Genomic DNA, 14,794 nt, shown 5'->3' with positions numbered 1-14,794 from the left:
TGCTGTACTTCGGTGCTGTACCGCCGCATCCTCACGAGCTACCACCACCACCCGGTCCCAACCCACTTCCCCTGCCGCACTTGCCCGACTCGTCCGGCGGAACTGCGGGATTTGAACCCCTTAAACCGACGGTAGCGAGAGGACATCGCCAATCGAACCGGTCGATACCATGAGGAGGGCAAAGCTTCCAACCTTGGTCAACACTTACCACCGATGCTCACTCTCCGTGCAGTGGATCTATATTTGATGATCTTGCATCAGCACTCGCCTGCGTCCGCTCGCCACTGCTGGCCGCCCCTTCGGCCTACCGCACCCGGGCATCTGGGCGATGATCCAGCAACGTCCTAGGGGGACAGTCGTTTGACAGTGCATGCGAGTAGACCCGGGGATGACCCCGTGAGGGGTCCCGCGCCCTTGCGATCTTCGATAAGGTGGCCTCCACTTCTAGCCCGAAGACTTCGGAGGTGGCCAGTGGCGGCACGGCAGCCCAAACGGCGGATTCGGAATGAGTTCACGTTAGGCGAGGGAGCCGCCGAGTACGACGGCCTGCTGCGGGATGCGTTTTACGAGACATGGCTTTACCGGTCAGTAGTATCTCGTGATGATCAACGGTGCTTCCTTATTGGACGCACCGGTAGTGGCAAGTCGGCGCTATTCCGTCAGATCGAGTATAAGCACGGCGACCATTTAATCCGCCTGAGCCCCGAGGATTTGTCGCTGACGTACATCTCAGAGCTGCAAGCCGTTCGGTTCCTAAAGTCGCTAGACGTTCACCTCGACCCGCTATTCATCGCCCTCTGGAAGCACGTTCTGATCATCGAGATCATCAAGCACCGCTACCAGGTTGACTCACCTGAAGCGAAGCAACGATTCCTCTCCGGGTTAATGGATAAGATCAGGCGAGACAAGAGCAAACAAGAAGCGCTTAAGTACCTAGAGGACTTCGAGGGGAAGTTCTGGCAAGAGACAGACGAACGCGTCCGAGAAATCATTGAGAAGTTCGAGACCCAGGTGAAGGCTGAGGCGGGCGGCAAGATAAGCGCCGGCATCGGGAGCCTTAGTGTCAACGGTGCGGACGCCTTGGTGGAATCGCTGGAGAATCGCAGCGAACTCGTTAACCGGTTTCAAAGGCTCGTAAACGAGACACAACTACCTCGTCTAAACAAGATGGAACGCGTCTTGAACGAGGATATCCTCGATTCCGCCCAGCACTATACTTACATCGTCATCGACGACCTAGATCGCGATTGGGCAGACGAGAAAGTCACCAACGATCTAATTCGGTGCCTTTTCCGTGCTGTGATGGATCTGAAACGGGTTGAGAACCTAAAGGTCCTGGTCGCACTACGGACTAACATCTTCGAGGCGCTCGACTTCGGCAGAACCGGCGGGCAGGAGGAGAAGTTCCGCGGCCTCAGCCATACGCTGAAATGGTCAAAGAGCGAGCTGCGTGATCTTCTGGACAGCCGCGTGAGCGTGGCAGCCCAGCGCCACGGCTTGGACAACGTGGAATCAATGGATGAGTTGCTTCCACGCTCGAATCCAACTCGAGGCAACCCCCTAGATTACATTCTCAACCGAACCCTGCTCCGACCGCGGGACGCCATCGCCTTCTTGAACGAATGCTTCACCCTCTCAAATGGGAAGGAGAAGCTAACCTGGCCGGCAATCCAATCAGCCGAGTCCGCATACTCCAAGAACCGTCTACTTGCTCTCCGCGATGAATGGAAGCCCACATACCCGGGAATCGAGCGCGTCCTCGCAGCTTTCACTCGCGCGCCAAACACTCTAGATTGGGAGGAGATGGCGAAGCGATTGGTCGAGTGCGCCCTGTTGACTGCGGAGCCTGATTTTGCGGGGACCGTTTGGTTGACCGGATTTGCTGAACCTCTTTGGTCGGCCTCGAGCTCGGATGACCCGGCAGAGGTATACCAGGCGCTAATCCGACTCCTTCACAATATCGGCTTCATTGGCTGCATTACTACCGTCGATGAAGTTGTCGGTTCTGAACGTCGGCGGGTCGACGAGCCCGCCATCTACAACAACGCCCAGCCCAGCTTCCCCGACCATGTCAGTAACCTGCGTAAAGTCGCAGCGTTCGTAGTGCACCCGGCGTTTCGGCCGGCCCTAGACATACGAGACTAAATGGCTGCCGTCAATAGCCAGGCGTATATGATCACCGACCGAATATGCCCCTAACCCGGTCGGACGGCGGGATTTAAAACTAGACCTTCACTGCGCGGGCCTCCGCGACCGTTCCTCCCGGTTCACCCCGCCGTTTGCCGCCGGCTGCGCCCCCTAGCCATCCCGTCGGCCTTCGTCCACACACCCTGGAGCGGGGGGGGGGGGGCCCGGGGGCGGGGGGGCCCCCCCCCCGGGCCCCCCCGGGGGGGGGCCCCCCCCCCCCTTGCCGGCCGTCCCTCGGGTGGCGGGGGGGGGGGGGGGGGTGTGGGTTTGGTTGTAGCCCCCCCCCCCGGCGGGGGCGCCCCCCCGGGGCCCCCCCCCCCCCCGCTCGGCTCGGCCCGGGCGAAGGTTGTCGGGATGGCGCCAACCATCCCGGAGTGCCCGAGCGCCCCGCCGGAGGCACGCCCTGGTCGTCATCCTCAACACCGAAGCCCCGGAACTGCCACTCATCTCATCATGGCGGCCCGGGGCCTCCTTCGTATGTCGCGCCGCCGGCGGGGCTGCAACCGTTCGGGGTGCGCCCGTGCGCTTGCGCTAAGGGCGCGGGGTCCCCGATCGGCGACCCGTTCGGGTCGGCCCCTGGTCGGCGGCGCGAGCGGCCTGCGAAGCGGGCCGCCTTGATCTCGTACAGAAAGTTCTCACAGGGGGAACTACCGGGCTCATGTCGTACTCCGGTTGATACGTAACACGTTGACTCCGCTTGATGGGTTACGCGATCCCCCGGCTCGCCGGCTACCGACTGTGAACCCCGGTGGTCTAGGACGCGGATGCGGCAACATCCGCTTCTGCCGAATTGAGCGCGTCGCCGCGCGCAGCACCAAGACGACATTGAGCTTGAAGGTTCAGTGTCGTAAGGTGAACTACATGGTTCACCAACATGTCCTGGACCGGGTGTTCGCCTCGCTGGCCGATCCGACCCGCCGAGGCATTCTGATCCGGCTCGGCGACGGCCCGGCCACCATCGGCGAGCTCGCCGAGCCCACCGGGATGAGCCTGACCGGTATGAAAAAGCACGTCCAGGTGCTCGAAGATGCCGGACTCGTCGTTACGGAGAAGGTCGGCCGGTCACGTCAGTGCCGCCTCGGCGTTGCGCCGCTGGATGAGGCGATGGCCTGGATCGGCTTCTACCAACGGCTCTGGGCCCGCCGCCTCGACGGTCTCGACGCCTACTTCACCCTCCAACCCGGCCCGAAGGGACAGGATTCATGACGCTTGACATGCAGATGACGCGGCAACTGCCCGCGACACCGGAGGAGGTCTTCGACGCGTACACGGACGCCGAGAAGCAGAAGATCTGGTTCACCATCCTCGACGAGCAGCCCGGCATCGTCGAGATCGAGGTCGATCTGCGGGTCGGCGGACAGCAGACTGCGGTGTGGGGGCCCAGCCCCGACATGCTGTTCCGGGAGACGCAGACGTTCGTCGAGATCGACCGCCCGCACCGGCTCGTCACCGAGTCCAGCGGCGCCAGCCCGGATGGCATGACCATGACGACCCGTATCGAGGTCACTTTCGAAGAGAAGGACGGCGGTACCCTGATGACCGTCGTCCAGAGCGGCTTCCCGGTTCCCGAGGTCCGTGACTTCTTCGTCAGCGAGGTGTGGGCCGGTGCATTCGCCCGCATCGAGGCGTTCCTGGCCCGTCAGCGCGGAACGGAGCCTGCTGATGTCTAGGCTCTCTCGGGTGGCGGTCGTCGCTCTCGGCGGCGTCACCGCCGTGGTGGTCAATCTCGTCTTCTACAGCGTCGGGCGAGCAGCCGGCGGCACGTTTCAATTCACCTCCTCCAGCGGACCGGCCGAGGTCGACGCGGTCACCGTCGCTGGTTTCAGCGCAATACCACTGCTGATCGGCCTTGCCGTCGTCGCTCTGCTGGCACCGCTTGCTGCCTGGGTCATCCGGGCCGCCTTGGTCGTCGGCCCGGTGCTGGCGGTCGGCACGATCGCCCTAATGACCCTGCCCACCGACTTCGACACCGCGAGCAAGGCGACACTGGCCCTCTGCCACCTGACACTCGTCCCGATCACCATCGCCGCCGTGGTCGCCATCGGCCGACAGGCGGGGGCCACCCGCGCCACAAAAGCCATACCAACCTGAGCCGCACGGCCCGCCGGAAGGAGATCATGTCAGACGGGACGGCTTTCCCTGTGCGTCGAAACGGCTCAACGGTTGCCGCTTGACGGGGCCGCCCTCATCGATGAGATACCTATGGCCTGCGGCTTAGATGGCCCATCCGCCATCTCGGCTGAGTGGAGGAACAAGGATCGCGTCGCCACGCCGGACGACGGCGAGTGCCACGGGTCAGATCTGAAGATCTGTTTTCACGGCACCGCTCTAGTACGGCAGCCGCCAATTGCTAGCTGACCAGGGCGTAGTCGCGATTCAGTCGGGTGCGTTGGTGGAACCAGCGGGCGCGGGCCTGGTGACGGCGTCGCCAGGTGAGCCAGCGGGTGGCGTGGCCGGGAGGTGTCGGATGGTGAAGGGCGTCGGCGAGTAGCCGTTTGACCTCGTGCACGGTCAGTGGGATGAGTCCGGGCTCGGGCGGTGGCGGCTGGTCGGGTGTGCTCGGTGGCGGGGCCTGGGTGTCGGTGCGGTCATTGAGGTGGGCGGCGGTGACCGCGCAGACGGCGAGGGCGGCCATGACCAGCACGGTGTGTCGGGCGATCGCGGTGTAGAGGCGGGCTTGGCACTGGTCCAGGCCGAAGTGGTCCTTGCCGAACTCGAAGCACTCCTCGACGGGCCAGCGCAGTCCGGCGGCGCGGATCAGCCTGGTCTTGGTCAGGATCTGTCCCTCGGGCACGTGGCAGTAGTGAAAGGCCAGCTCACCGCTGTTTAGATGGCGGCGGACCAGCAGATGGTGGCGGGGTGAGGTGGTGGCGAGCCACGCCCAGGCGTACCAGCGTTGTCCCTTCGACCCCGCCCCTGCCGAGCGGATCTCCCACCCGCGGTTGTCCCCGGTCAGCAGGGTGGCGGCCTGGGCGCAGGTCAGCCTGTCACCCGAGGGCAGGTCGATCATGAAGGTGGAGGCGACCCGCAGCACGTACGCCTGCCGGTGAGTCTCGAAGAACTCCCGCAGTTGTGTGCAGTTGCCGTACACCTCGTCGCCGCAGGCGACGTCGAACACCAGCCCGTCGGCGTACGCGTCCGCGCACAGGTCGATCGCCAACTGGCCCTTGGTGCGGAACTCCAGCTCCGGTGGCAGTCCCATACCGGCCGAGGCCTGCGGATCGGCGATCTGCTAACCCTGGCAGCAGCAGCCGCCTTCGATCTTGTAGTCCTCACAAACACAGGATCGACAGGCGGCTGCGTCCACTTCGCACACCCCCACCGCATCCCGCCAGGTCAGACCGCCAATGGCGGCTGCCGTACTAGGTACGCCGAGTATCCGCTCATGCCGCTGACCGCGCCTTGCTGGTGGGCACCATCCATCGCGCGTCCCGGCAGCAGGCGACGGATCAGTCACGCGGTGTGACGACCAGGCACTACCGGCCGGCGAGCTGTCACCCATCAACTGGAATAGATGCGTAACGCATCAACTGGAGCCTGACAGCACTACCAGGCTCATCCGACAGCACTACTGGCTCAGGAGCCCCACCCGTTCGCCGACTACCCCGGCAAGTAGATCCGTAATAGAATACGGGTGGCCGAACAAGAGTACGGCTAGAGTTGCGTACGCAAGCCGTGACTCTCGGTTTAACAAGGAGGATGGCTGCATGTTCGCATTGGTGGTGCGCTTCGATCTGAAAGACGACGAGAGCGCGAAAGCGTTTGACGCGCTTGTCGCGGTGACAGGGGCTGAGATTCGTGCCCGCGAACCAGGGACGCTGATTTACGCTACCCACTCCGTAGAGGGAGCACCGCTCGCCCGAGTCTTCTACGAGTGCTACGCGGACCGAAAGGCATTTGACGCGCACGAAGTGCAGCCTCACGTGATCCGCTTTCACAAGGAACGCGAGCCGTACACGCAGGACGCGCGGGTTGAGTTTCTAACGGTCGGACCTAGCAAGGGCCTTGGTTCACTTGATGCCTGACAGCAATGAGCAAGGTCGACTTATAGCTATGCGGCGGCAAAAGCGTGGGCTTTCTCAGCGTGAGTTTGCCGAGATGATCGGGCGGTCTGAGGCTTGGCTTTCGCAGGTCGAGCGTGGGGTGCGTTCGATCGACCGGGTCTCCATCTTGGAGCGGATCGCGGGTGCGCTCGGCATCCCGATGGCCGAACTGGCCCCGGGCACTGCGGATACGGAGAGCGCTGAGGTTCCCTCGGCGGCTGCCGCCCTACGTTCGGTGCTAAGTACCAGCTACCTCATGGCGGCGATCCTGGGCAAGGACCGAGAGCTTCCCCTGCCGGAGACAGCCGAGCGAGCCGATCTGTGCTGGACGTACGCACACGCTGCCCGTTACGAGGACCTGGCCGAGCTGCTGCGGAGCCTACTGCCGGATCTGGAGAGAGCAACACGATCCGCCAAAGACGAGGCGCGAAAGACGTACCTCACCGAGCTAGCGTCGGTGTATCACGCCCTTTCGGCCGCACTGTCGAAGCTTGGTCAGCATGAAGCAGCCTGGGTCGCAACCGATCGGGCGTTGCTCGTTGCGGAGCAGGTCGGAGACCCGCTATTGGTAGCCGCTGGAACATTCCGCCTTGCGCTGGTTTTTCAGGGCGGGCGGCAATTCGATCAAGTCATAAGCGCTGCATCGTCGTCTGCGGCAGCGCTGGAGTCCGAGGTATCGGCGGACAAGCCGGCGGCCGTGTCGCTGTTCGGCGCGCTAAATCTGCAACTGGCTGTGGCCTCTGCGCGGATGGGAGACGACCAGAGGGCTCACGAGTATCTCGGAGTAGCGCGAAACGCTGCCCAGCTCCTGGGAGTCGACCGTAACGATTACGAGACCGAGTTCGGCCCCACGAATGTCCATCTGCACGAGGTCGCGGTGGCAGTCGAACTCGGCGACGCCGGTTCTGCCCTCCGCGCGGCGGAGCGGATCGACTCGTCCGGCCTATCGTCCGAGCGGCAGGCTCGGCTCCTCATCGACGTGGCACGCGCCTGGACTCAGCGCCGCAGGGTATCTGAGGCAATCGACGCGCTTGAGCAGGCCGAGGCGCTAACCCCGGAGCAGGTCAAGGGACACCCGGTGGTGGAGACGACGGTTTCCGACCTTGTACGGATGGAACCCGCCCCCTCCGACCGGCTGGCAGCCTTAGCCCGCCGCGTAGGAGTGGCCTAGCCACCGCCACACCTCCCGAGCTGCACCGAAGGGCGTCCCACAGCGGGGCGCCCTTCTTCGCACCAAGATTCCTATCGATGATCCGTACTGAAGTACTAGACACGTACTTTTGTACGGTCTACGCTGATCCCATCGAACACGGGCAATCGCTCAAGGTGAGCGAGCTCTAGTTGAAGGGAGTCAGTCATGGGACGTCTGCTGCTGGACACCTCGAAGGTGTCGTACGAGGTCGCGGTGAACCCGGTGCCGAAGCTGGACCAGACGGGTCAGCAGAAGTTCGACCGGGAGACGAAGGCCCCGATGTGGGCGGTGCAGCTCTACGCCCTCGCGGACGGTAGCGCTGAGGTCATCAACGTGACCGTGGTCAGCCCGGTGATGCCGGCGGTCGCGGTTCGTCAGCCGGTCGTTCCGGTGAACCTGGAGGCGCTGCCCTGGGTCAACGACCGGGACGGCAAGGTCCGCTCGGGTGTCGCGTTCCGGGCCTCGGCCCTGACCGCACTGGACACCGCCGCCGCCTAGCGGCGGTCGTTCTCGATCGGCTCCACAGAAGCGAAGAGGTGGACACGGGGTCGCCGTTGATTGGCGTCGTCTGCGACCCCGCGTCCTGTCCAACAAGGTCCCTACTAGGGAGGACTTGTCGTGTCCAAGTCTAGCCAGAGGTCCCTGTTCGGCTGGTCGAACCGTGGGGGCAACAACGTCACTGTCATCGAAGCGCCGGTTGCCCGCTCGTATCGTCGTCGGGCCACCATCGCGTTCTGGGTCACCCTCGGCGTGGTCGGCCTCCTGGCCGCCACGGTGGCCTCGCACTACCTGCACCCGATCCTGGGCGCGCTGCTCGGTGTCATCATCGGCGCTCTGCTCGGGGCGGTGCTGTTCGCGCTGATCGTGGCGTGGCCGGTCCTGCGCGTCTTCTGGCACTGGCTGCCGGAGATCGGGCTCGGCCTGGCCGTCGTCTACGGCTGGACCACGGTGATGCAGTCGACCCCGCTGTGGGGCTCGCTGCTCATCGTCGCCCTGGCCGTCGGCGTCCCCGCCGCGATCGGTCCGGTCCGCCGCCGGGTCATGGCCTGGATCTGGTGCCTGATCGTCCGGCATCGGCTGCGGCTGTGCTTCGCGGCGTTCATCGCCACGAACCGGCACGGTTCGCTGCCGCTGATCCTGCCCGCCAAGTCGACCCCGGCCGGTGAGCGGGTCTGGGTGTGGCTGCGCCCGGGTCTGTCTCTGCGGGATCTGGAGCAGGACGGCCAGATGCAGAAACTCGCTGTGGCGTGCTGGGCCAACGAGGTCCGCGTCATGCGCGCCGGTCGCAAGTACGCGGCGCTGATCCGCATCGACATCACCCGCCGCGAACCCTTGGCGCACACGGTGGTGTCGCCGCTGCCGGACTACGTCCCCACGGACATTCCGTCCAACGCTCCTACCTCACCGGGCATGCCGCCTGTCGGCCTGGACCTGCCCGACGTGCCCGACCAGCCGGTCACCGCACCGGCCGACACTCCCCGCCAGCGCAAGCCGCGCAACACCACCACTGCGAGCCCGAACGGGTTCGACCCCTCCGACTACGCCTAACCACCGGGACGGCGCGGACCAAGCACCCCTGACGGGTCAAGCGTCCGCGCCCTTCCCTCCCCCACCCGCTTTGACACGTACGTGTCAACCGACCCCGGGAGCCCTGCAATGGACCTCACGGACACCATCGAACTGCCCACCCGGCCAGACGCGCCGCAGACGGTGCCGGTCGGCGCGGGCCTGTCCATCTTCGACCCGGTCTTCCTCGGCATCGACGAGTTCGGCCAACCGGCCTACCTGCCGATGATCTACCGCAACATCCTGATCGGTGGTGAACCCGGCGCGGGCAAATCGTCGCTGCTGAACACCATCGTTGGGCACGCGGCCCTGTGCCCGGATGTGCGGCTGTGCCTGCTCGATGGCAAGCAGGTCGAACTCGGGTTGTGGAAGGACGCCGCCGACGTGTTCGTCGGCCCCGACATGGACTACGCCATCCGCACGCTTCGCCGGGTGCAGACCGTGATGGACAACCGGTACTCGTTCCTGCTGTCGCACCGCCGCCGCAAGATCGGCCCCAACGACCTGTTCGGTCAGATCCTCGTGGCCTGCGACGAGATCGCCTACTTCTCCGCCACCGCCGGTGACAAGAAGGACCAGGACCTGTTCGCCGCGCTGCTACGCGACATCGTCGCCCGGGGCCGCGCCGTCGGCATCATCGTCGCCGCCGCGACTCAACGCCCGTCCTCGGACATCATCCCGCCGTCCCTGCGGGACCTGTTCGCGTGGCGGTTCGCTGGCCGCTGCACCAACGACGTGTCCTCCGACATCGTGCTCGGACACGGCTGGTACGCCCGCGGCTTCTCCTCCAACAGCATCGACCCGAACAACCAGGGCGAGGGCTACCTCATCGCCGAAGGCGGCATCCCCAACCGGGTGAAAGCCGCCTACATGACCGACGCCGACATCATCCGCGTCGCCGACTACGCCACCTGGACCCGCCGCCGTAGCGGCCTCGCCGCCCCCGCCGACCTGCGGACAGCGGCATGAGCACCACGACCGCTACCCCGACTCGGGTCCTGGACCTGGTGCTCATCGGTGACGGCGAAGACATCGCCGCACTGACCACCATCGCCCGGCACGCGGGCGTCCTGGTCTTCCGCACCGCACCCACCCCCGCCGGTGAGAACGACGACCGGCAGCGGGTGTTTCTGAGGCTCCACCTGCACCACCGATAGAAGACGGCCGACGAACCGGGACCAGCCCTGAGAAAGCAACCCCGGCTCGCCGGCCCAACCACCGCCCACGAAAGGACGTGGCCGCCATGAACCCTACCCAAGAACAGCCCACCACCCCCGCCGCGCTGGCCGACCTGACCCCGGCCGACACCCTGCGCTGCGCCGCCCGCTACCTCGAAATTCGAGGCTGGACCCAGGGCACCTACTACGCCTCGACCGAGGACAACCCCTACCCGCCGGCCTGCGTGTCCGGCGCAATCGGGATGGCCGCGCACGGCCACCGCATGTCGATCCCGCACCACTGCAAGATGCGCGGCGGAGCCCGCGACTACACCCACGCCATCGACGCCCTGGCCAACTACCTCGACTTCAACCAGCCCCAGCCACGGGCCACCGAGGACGACGACCCCACCTGCCCACTGACCTGGAACGACCGCCCCGGTCAAACCGCCGAGCAGGTCATCTCCACCCTGCGCGACGCCGCCGACGACTACGACTGGACCCACGCCACCGAGGACGACCTCGAAACCTACGCCGAGAACGAGTACAGCCAAGAGCGGCTGCCCACCCGGGTCGGCTTCCTCGTCTGGCGGGCCGCTCGATGAGCACCGTCGCCGCCCTGCCGACCGGCAACGTCCACGCCATCCTCGACCGCGCCGCCCTCTACCTGGGCCGCTACGGCTGGACCTCGACCGGCCTCTACGACGCGCACGACGCCTGCCCGGCTAAGTGCGCTTGTCATCGCACCGGCACCTACCCGGCGTCGATCCTCGGCGCGATTCGGGCCGCCGTGTTCGGCCGACCCCGCTGGTACCTGACCGGCATCACCGACGCCGACCAGCGCACCTACAGCGCCGCCGTCGAGTGGTTCAACACCTACCTCATCGCCGTCGTACACGCCCCGGTCTTCGCCTGGGAGACCCTGCCCGGCCGCACCCCGGCCGACGTCATCGAGGCGCTGTGCGCCGCCGCCATCGCCTACCGCAGACACACCATCCGGAGGGCCGCATGAGCACCGCCGCCCACACCCCCGACGTGACACGTACGTGTCAAAACGACATCTCCACCGCCGCACTTGTCGGCGCGCTTGAGTCCGCCTGGGCCGCGATCCGCGACCAGCACTCCGAAGTCCCGGCCGCCGTCCTCGTGGTCGGCTCCGGCTCACCCACCAAGCCCAGCCAGGGCATGAAGTGGGGCCACTTCGCCGCCCTTCGCTGGCAAGCCGGCGACAACCAGCTACCCGAAATCCTCATCTCCGGCGAGGGACTGTCCCGCGAACCAGAAGCCGTCTTCACCACCCTCCTGCACGAAGCCACCCACGCCCTCGCCGACGCGCGAGGCATCCAGGACACCTCCCGGCAGGGCCGCTGGCACAACAAGAAATTCGCCACCCTCGCCGCCGAACTCGGCCTGTCCACCACCAAGGACGACAAGCTCGGCTACTCGCCCTGCACCCTGACCGACCTCACCCGCGCCCGCTACAAGGCCACCATCGCCGGCCTCTCCGTCGCGCTGCGCTTCTACCGCCACCCCGAACCGACCGGGGAAGGCAAAACCCGCACGAACAACAACAACGGCGTCTCGTGCGAGTGCGAATGCCCCCGCAAGCTGCGCATCTCCACAGCTGCCTTCGACGAGGGCCCGATCGTCTGCGCGGTCTGCTCGGCGGCGTTCCTGCCCGAGGACATCGACCGCGACACCTACGAACACCCCACCTTCGCCACCGGCACCCCCACCGGCGACGACGACCAGGACCAGGACGACGCCGACGACGCGGAGGACCCGATGGTGTTCTACGACCCGACCGGCGAGCGCTACGGCCTGCCGACCTACCCGTTCAAGTTCGCCCCCGACGGGCTGCTGACCCGCCGGCAACTGCGTACCCGCAACCTGCGCCCCGGCGATCAGGAACCCGCCGCGCAGATCCTCTGGCGTCGCGGCAAGCGCGTCGCCTACCTGTTCCGCCTCGACCTGGCGATGCCCAAGCGCACCGCCACTCCCGCCCAGAAGGCGGCCATCGACAAGGCGCTCACCGCGCGGCGTACCTGCCCCGACTGCCAGCAGGTCAAGCCCTACTACATCCCCCGTCGCACGAACGCGTGCCTCGACTGCACCCCTGAGGTGACCTCATGACCACGACGAACCTCCGTCCCACCCGCTGGGCCTACCTCGGCCTGGTCCTCGGCGGACTCGTGTCCGTCGCCGCGAACATCGCCCACTCCTTCATCGCCCCGAAGGGCGCACCGCAGAACTGGAACCCGGAGCCCGGTGCGGTTGTCTCCGCGATCGTCTGGCCGCTGTTCCTGTTCATCGCCATCGAGATCCTTGCCCGCACCCCGTGGCCTTCGGGCTGGGGTTGGGACGTGCTGCGCTGGGTCGGGATGCCGCCCGTCGCCCTGGTCGCCGCGTTCGTGTCCTACCAACACCTGTCCGGACTCCTGCGTCACTACGACGAAGGAACCCTCGTCATCTGGTTCGGTCCCGTCGCCGTCGATGGCCTGATGCTCATGGCCACCGCCGCCCTACTCGCCGCGAAGCACACCAACACCCGGCCCACTGAACTCGTCCCGGCACCTTCGCCGGCCACCCTCGCCGAGGCGTCGTCACCCGACATCACCGCCTCGCCGACGGTCCGCCCGGCCGCCGCGACCCCTGCCACCAACCCCACACCCGAGATCACCGCACCTGTCCACGAACCCATAACCCTGCCCACCTCTGGCGAGGACACCGACACCCCGACGACGGTCGAGCCCACCCCGGACACCACCGAGAAGGACCCGACCCCGGCACCCGCCGCGCCTGCGGTAGTTACCGCCGGCCCCGCGCCCGCACTGCTCTCCGGAGCCCGGATCGTCGCCAGCGCCCACGAGAAAGCCCACGGTGAACCCATCACCCCCGGCCAACTCGCCGTGCGACTGCGCCTCCCCACCCACACGGCCGCCGACATCCTCACGGCCCTGAACACCCAACCGACCATCAACGACAAGGCCCACAACGGCACCGCTGTTGGAGCCACCGCGTGACGTCCTCGACGTTGCCTCTCGCGCCCGAAACCACCACGGTTTCGGGCACGGGAGCCTCCGCTGAGTCCGCCGGCTACTGGCCCTGGGCTGCACCCACCACCGGCACCCGCAACCCCGCCGCTGACGGGTGGGTACGAGGCCACGATCCCCGCACCGTCGCCACCGGTCGCGCCCGCGCCCAGGACCCGGACTACCCCGAATGGCTCGGCCACGTCCGCGCCGCCTCCGCGTGCAAGCACCCGATCCGGCTAGCCGGGCAGATCCACGTCAACGACGCCGACGGCAACCGCATGGCCACCGTCGACACCGAGGACATGCCCGACGGCGCGATCTACACCCCCTGCGGCAACCGCCGCGCCAACGTCTGCCCGTCATGTGCTGAGCTGTACCGCCGCGACACCTACCACCTCATCAAAGCCGGCCTCCAAGGCGACCGGTGGGGACTACCGCCGCTGCACGAGCACATCGCGATCTTTCTGACCGCGACCGCCCCGTCGTTCGGGCCGGTGCACCACCGGGTGGTGAAAGTCCACGCGGCGGACTGCCGCAAGAAAGACGGCTGCACCTGCCGGGCCTCGGTGTGCCACCCGTTCGGTCGGACCTGCCCCCACGGTGTCGAGCTGCGCTGCGGCCAACGCCACAAGGCCGCTGACACCCACCTCGGACAGCCGCTGTGCCTGGACTGCTACGACCACACCGGCCAAGTCGTCTGGAACCACGAGGCACCCGAGCTGTGGCGCCGCACCATCCAACAAGCCGACCGGGAGCTACGCCGCCTCGGCCGGGCACATGGCGTGGACCTGCGCCGCCGCTACATCAAGGTCTACGAATTCCAGGTACGCGGCGTCATCCACTACCACGCCCTCATCCGCCTCGACGGCTACAACCCCGACTGCCCTGAGGCGATCGTGCCCCCGCCCCGCGTAGTCACCCGGGACATGTTCGAAGAGGCGGTCCAGACGGCGTTCGTCAAGACGGCCTACACCTCCGCCCCGCACCCCGCCAACGGCCGGCAGGGCTGGCACATCGCCTGGGGCGACAAGGGCCTGGACCTCAAGCACGTCAACGCCCCCGGCCACGAAGTCAACCTCGCCCAAATCACTGGCTACATCGCCAAGTACGTCACCAAGAGCACCGAGGTAACCGGCCTAAGCCTGCGCCGCGTCGACGAACTCTCCGTTCAGATCCACGGCGACCCGGCAACGCACCTCGGGCGGCTCATCCGCGCCTGCTGGGACATCGGAGAGCACCCCGACTACGCGAGGCTTCGCCGCTGGGCGCACCAGTTCGGCTACGGCGGACACATCGCCACCAAGAGCCGCGCCTTCTCCGTCACCCTCGGCTTCCTCCGCCTCCAACGCACCATCTGGCGACGTACCGAGGGCCACCCGCACACCTGGGACGACGAGCAAACCGAACGCGTCATCTACGAACTCGGCTACCAGGCAACCGGCTGGATCACCACCGGCGACGCCCTGCTCGCCAACACCGCCGCCGCCATGGCCCGCGCGCAACACCTCGCCGGCGTCGACGCCCTGGCCGACGAGATGACCACCCACCGCGCCACCGCCCGATCCCTGGCCGCTTGACACGTACGTGTCAACGCCTGTGAAGCCGTTCCTTGAC

General features: G+C 66.4%; 16 protein-coding genes. 15 read left to right on the top strand and 1 reads right to left on the bottom strand.

Features of this window, described 5'->3' with window-relative positions:
• Positions 1–471 precede the first annotated feature (471 nt).
• From ACFYPS_RS30075 to ACFYPS_RS30060, 4 genes are all read left to right on the top strand, one after another.
• Positions 472–2,145, top strand: coding sequence for a P-loop ATPase, Sll1717 family (locus ACFYPS_RS30075; RefSeq protein WP_387328776.1), 1,674 nt, complete (start codon positions 472–474; stop codon positions 2,143–2,145).
• Positions 2,146–3,048: 903 nt separating this feature from the next.
• Positions 3,049–3,393: an ArsR/SmtB family transcription factor gene (locus ACFYPS_RS30070; RefSeq protein ID WP_387328827.1), complete on the top strand. Its 345-nt coding sequence runs from the start codon at positions 3,049–3,051 to the stop codon at positions 3,391–3,393.
• The gene (locus ACFYPS_RS30065; RefSeq protein ID WP_387328774.1) at positions 3,390–3,857 is read left to right on the top strand and encodes an SRPBCC domain-containing protein; all 468 of its coding nucleotides are present in this window, start codon (positions 3,390–3,392) and stop codon (positions 3,855–3,857) included. The genes ACFYPS_RS30070 and ACFYPS_RS30065 overlap by 4 nt, the downstream gene beginning before the upstream one ends.
• Before the next feature lie 10 nt (positions 3,858–3,867).
• A complete protein-coding gene (locus ACFYPS_RS30060; protein WP_387328771.1) occupies positions 3,868–4,278 on the top strand; it encodes a DUF6069 family protein in 411 nt (136 codons plus the stop codon).
• Between the two features lie 259 nt (positions 4,279–4,537).
• On the opposite strand, the gene ACFYPS_RS30055 is transcribed toward ACFYPS_RS30060, so the two are convergent.
• Complete coding sequence (locus ACFYPS_RS30055) at positions 4,538–5,389, bottom strand: hypothetical protein (RefSeq protein WP_387328768.1); 852 nt, start codon at positions 5,387–5,389, stop codon at positions 4,538–4,540.
• Between the two features lie 505 nt (positions 5,390–5,894).
• Between ACFYPS_RS30055 and ACFYPS_RS30050 the strand changes: the two genes are divergently transcribed.
• The 11 genes from ACFYPS_RS30050 to ACFYPS_RS30000 all read left to right on the top strand — a co-directional run bounded on the left by ACFYPS_RS30050 (position 5,895) and on the right by ACFYPS_RS30000 (position 14,757).
• Positions 5,895–6,212: a putative quinol monooxygenase gene (locus tag ACFYPS_RS30050; protein WP_387328765.1), complete on the top strand. Its 318-nt coding sequence runs from the start codon at positions 5,895–5,897 to the stop codon at positions 6,210–6,212.
• The gene (locus ACFYPS_RS30045) at positions 6,205–7,401 is read left to right on the top strand and encodes a helix-turn-helix domain-containing protein (RefSeq protein WP_387328762.1); all 1,197 of its coding nucleotides are present in this window, start codon (positions 6,205–6,207) and stop codon (positions 7,399–7,401) included. Before ACFYPS_RS30050 ends, ACFYPS_RS30045 begins: the two co-directional genes overlap by 8 nt.
• A gap of 186 nt (positions 7,402–7,587) precedes the next feature.
• Complete coding sequence (locus ACFYPS_RS30040; protein WP_366636922.1) at positions 7,588–7,920, top strand: hypothetical protein; 333 nt, start codon at positions 7,588–7,590, stop codon at positions 7,918–7,920.
• Positions 7,921–8,040: 120 nt separating this feature from the next.
• The gene (locus ACFYPS_RS30035; protein ID WP_387328760.1) at positions 8,041–8,970 is read left to right on the top strand and encodes a hypothetical protein; all 930 of its coding nucleotides are present in this window, start codon (positions 8,041–8,043) and stop codon (positions 8,968–8,970) included.
• Positions 8,971–9,078: 108 nt separating this feature from the next.
• A complete protein-coding gene (locus ACFYPS_RS30030) occupies positions 9,079–9,957 on the top strand; it encodes an FtsK/SpoIIIE domain-containing protein (RefSeq protein ID WP_387328757.1) in 879 nt (292 codons plus the stop codon).
• The gene (locus ACFYPS_RS30025; RefSeq protein ID WP_355610090.1) at positions 9,954–10,145 is read left to right on the top strand and encodes a hypothetical protein; all 192 of its coding nucleotides are present in this window, start codon (positions 9,954–9,956) and stop codon (positions 10,143–10,145) included. The genes ACFYPS_RS30030 and ACFYPS_RS30025 overlap by 4 nt, the downstream gene beginning before the upstream one ends.
• An 86-nt stretch (positions 10,146–10,231) precedes the next feature.
• Entirely contained in the window at positions 10,232–10,750 is a 519-nt protein-coding gene (locus tag ACFYPS_RS30020) for a hypothetical protein (protein ID WP_387328754.1), read from the top strand.
• Complete coding sequence (locus tag ACFYPS_RS30015; RefSeq protein WP_387328751.1) at positions 10,747–11,157, top strand: hypothetical protein; 411 nt, start codon at positions 10,747–10,749, stop codon at positions 11,155–11,157. Before ACFYPS_RS30020 ends, ACFYPS_RS30015 begins: the two co-directional genes overlap by 4 nt.
• 773 nt (positions 11,158–11,930) lie before the next feature.
• Positions 11,931–12,278, top strand: a complete 348-nt coding sequence (locus ACFYPS_RS30010) for an RRQRL motif-containing zinc-binding protein (RefSeq protein WP_387328824.1) — start codon at positions 11,931–11,933, stop codon at positions 12,276–12,278.
• Positions 12,275–13,168, top strand: a complete 894-nt coding sequence (locus ACFYPS_RS30005; protein WP_387328748.1) for a DUF2637 domain-containing protein — start codon at positions 12,275–12,277, stop codon at positions 13,166–13,168. The genes ACFYPS_RS30010 and ACFYPS_RS30005 overlap by 4 nt, the downstream gene beginning before the upstream one ends.
• Positions 13,165–14,757: a replication initiator gene (locus ACFYPS_RS30000; protein WP_387328745.1), complete on the top strand. Its 1,593-nt coding sequence runs from the start codon at positions 13,165–13,167 to the stop codon at positions 14,755–14,757. The genes ACFYPS_RS30005 and ACFYPS_RS30000 overlap by 4 nt, the downstream gene beginning before the upstream one ends.
• Positions 14,758–14,794: the final 37 nt, after the last annotated feature.

It is taken from the genome of Micromonospora sp. NPDC005087 (genome assembly GCF_042872965.1).
GTDB lineage: Bacteria > Actinomycetota > Actinomycetes > Mycobacteriales > Micromonosporaceae > Micromonospora.
The sequence above is the reverse complement of the archived record's forward strand: the minus strand, read 5'-3'. Positions and strand labels throughout refer to the sequence as shown.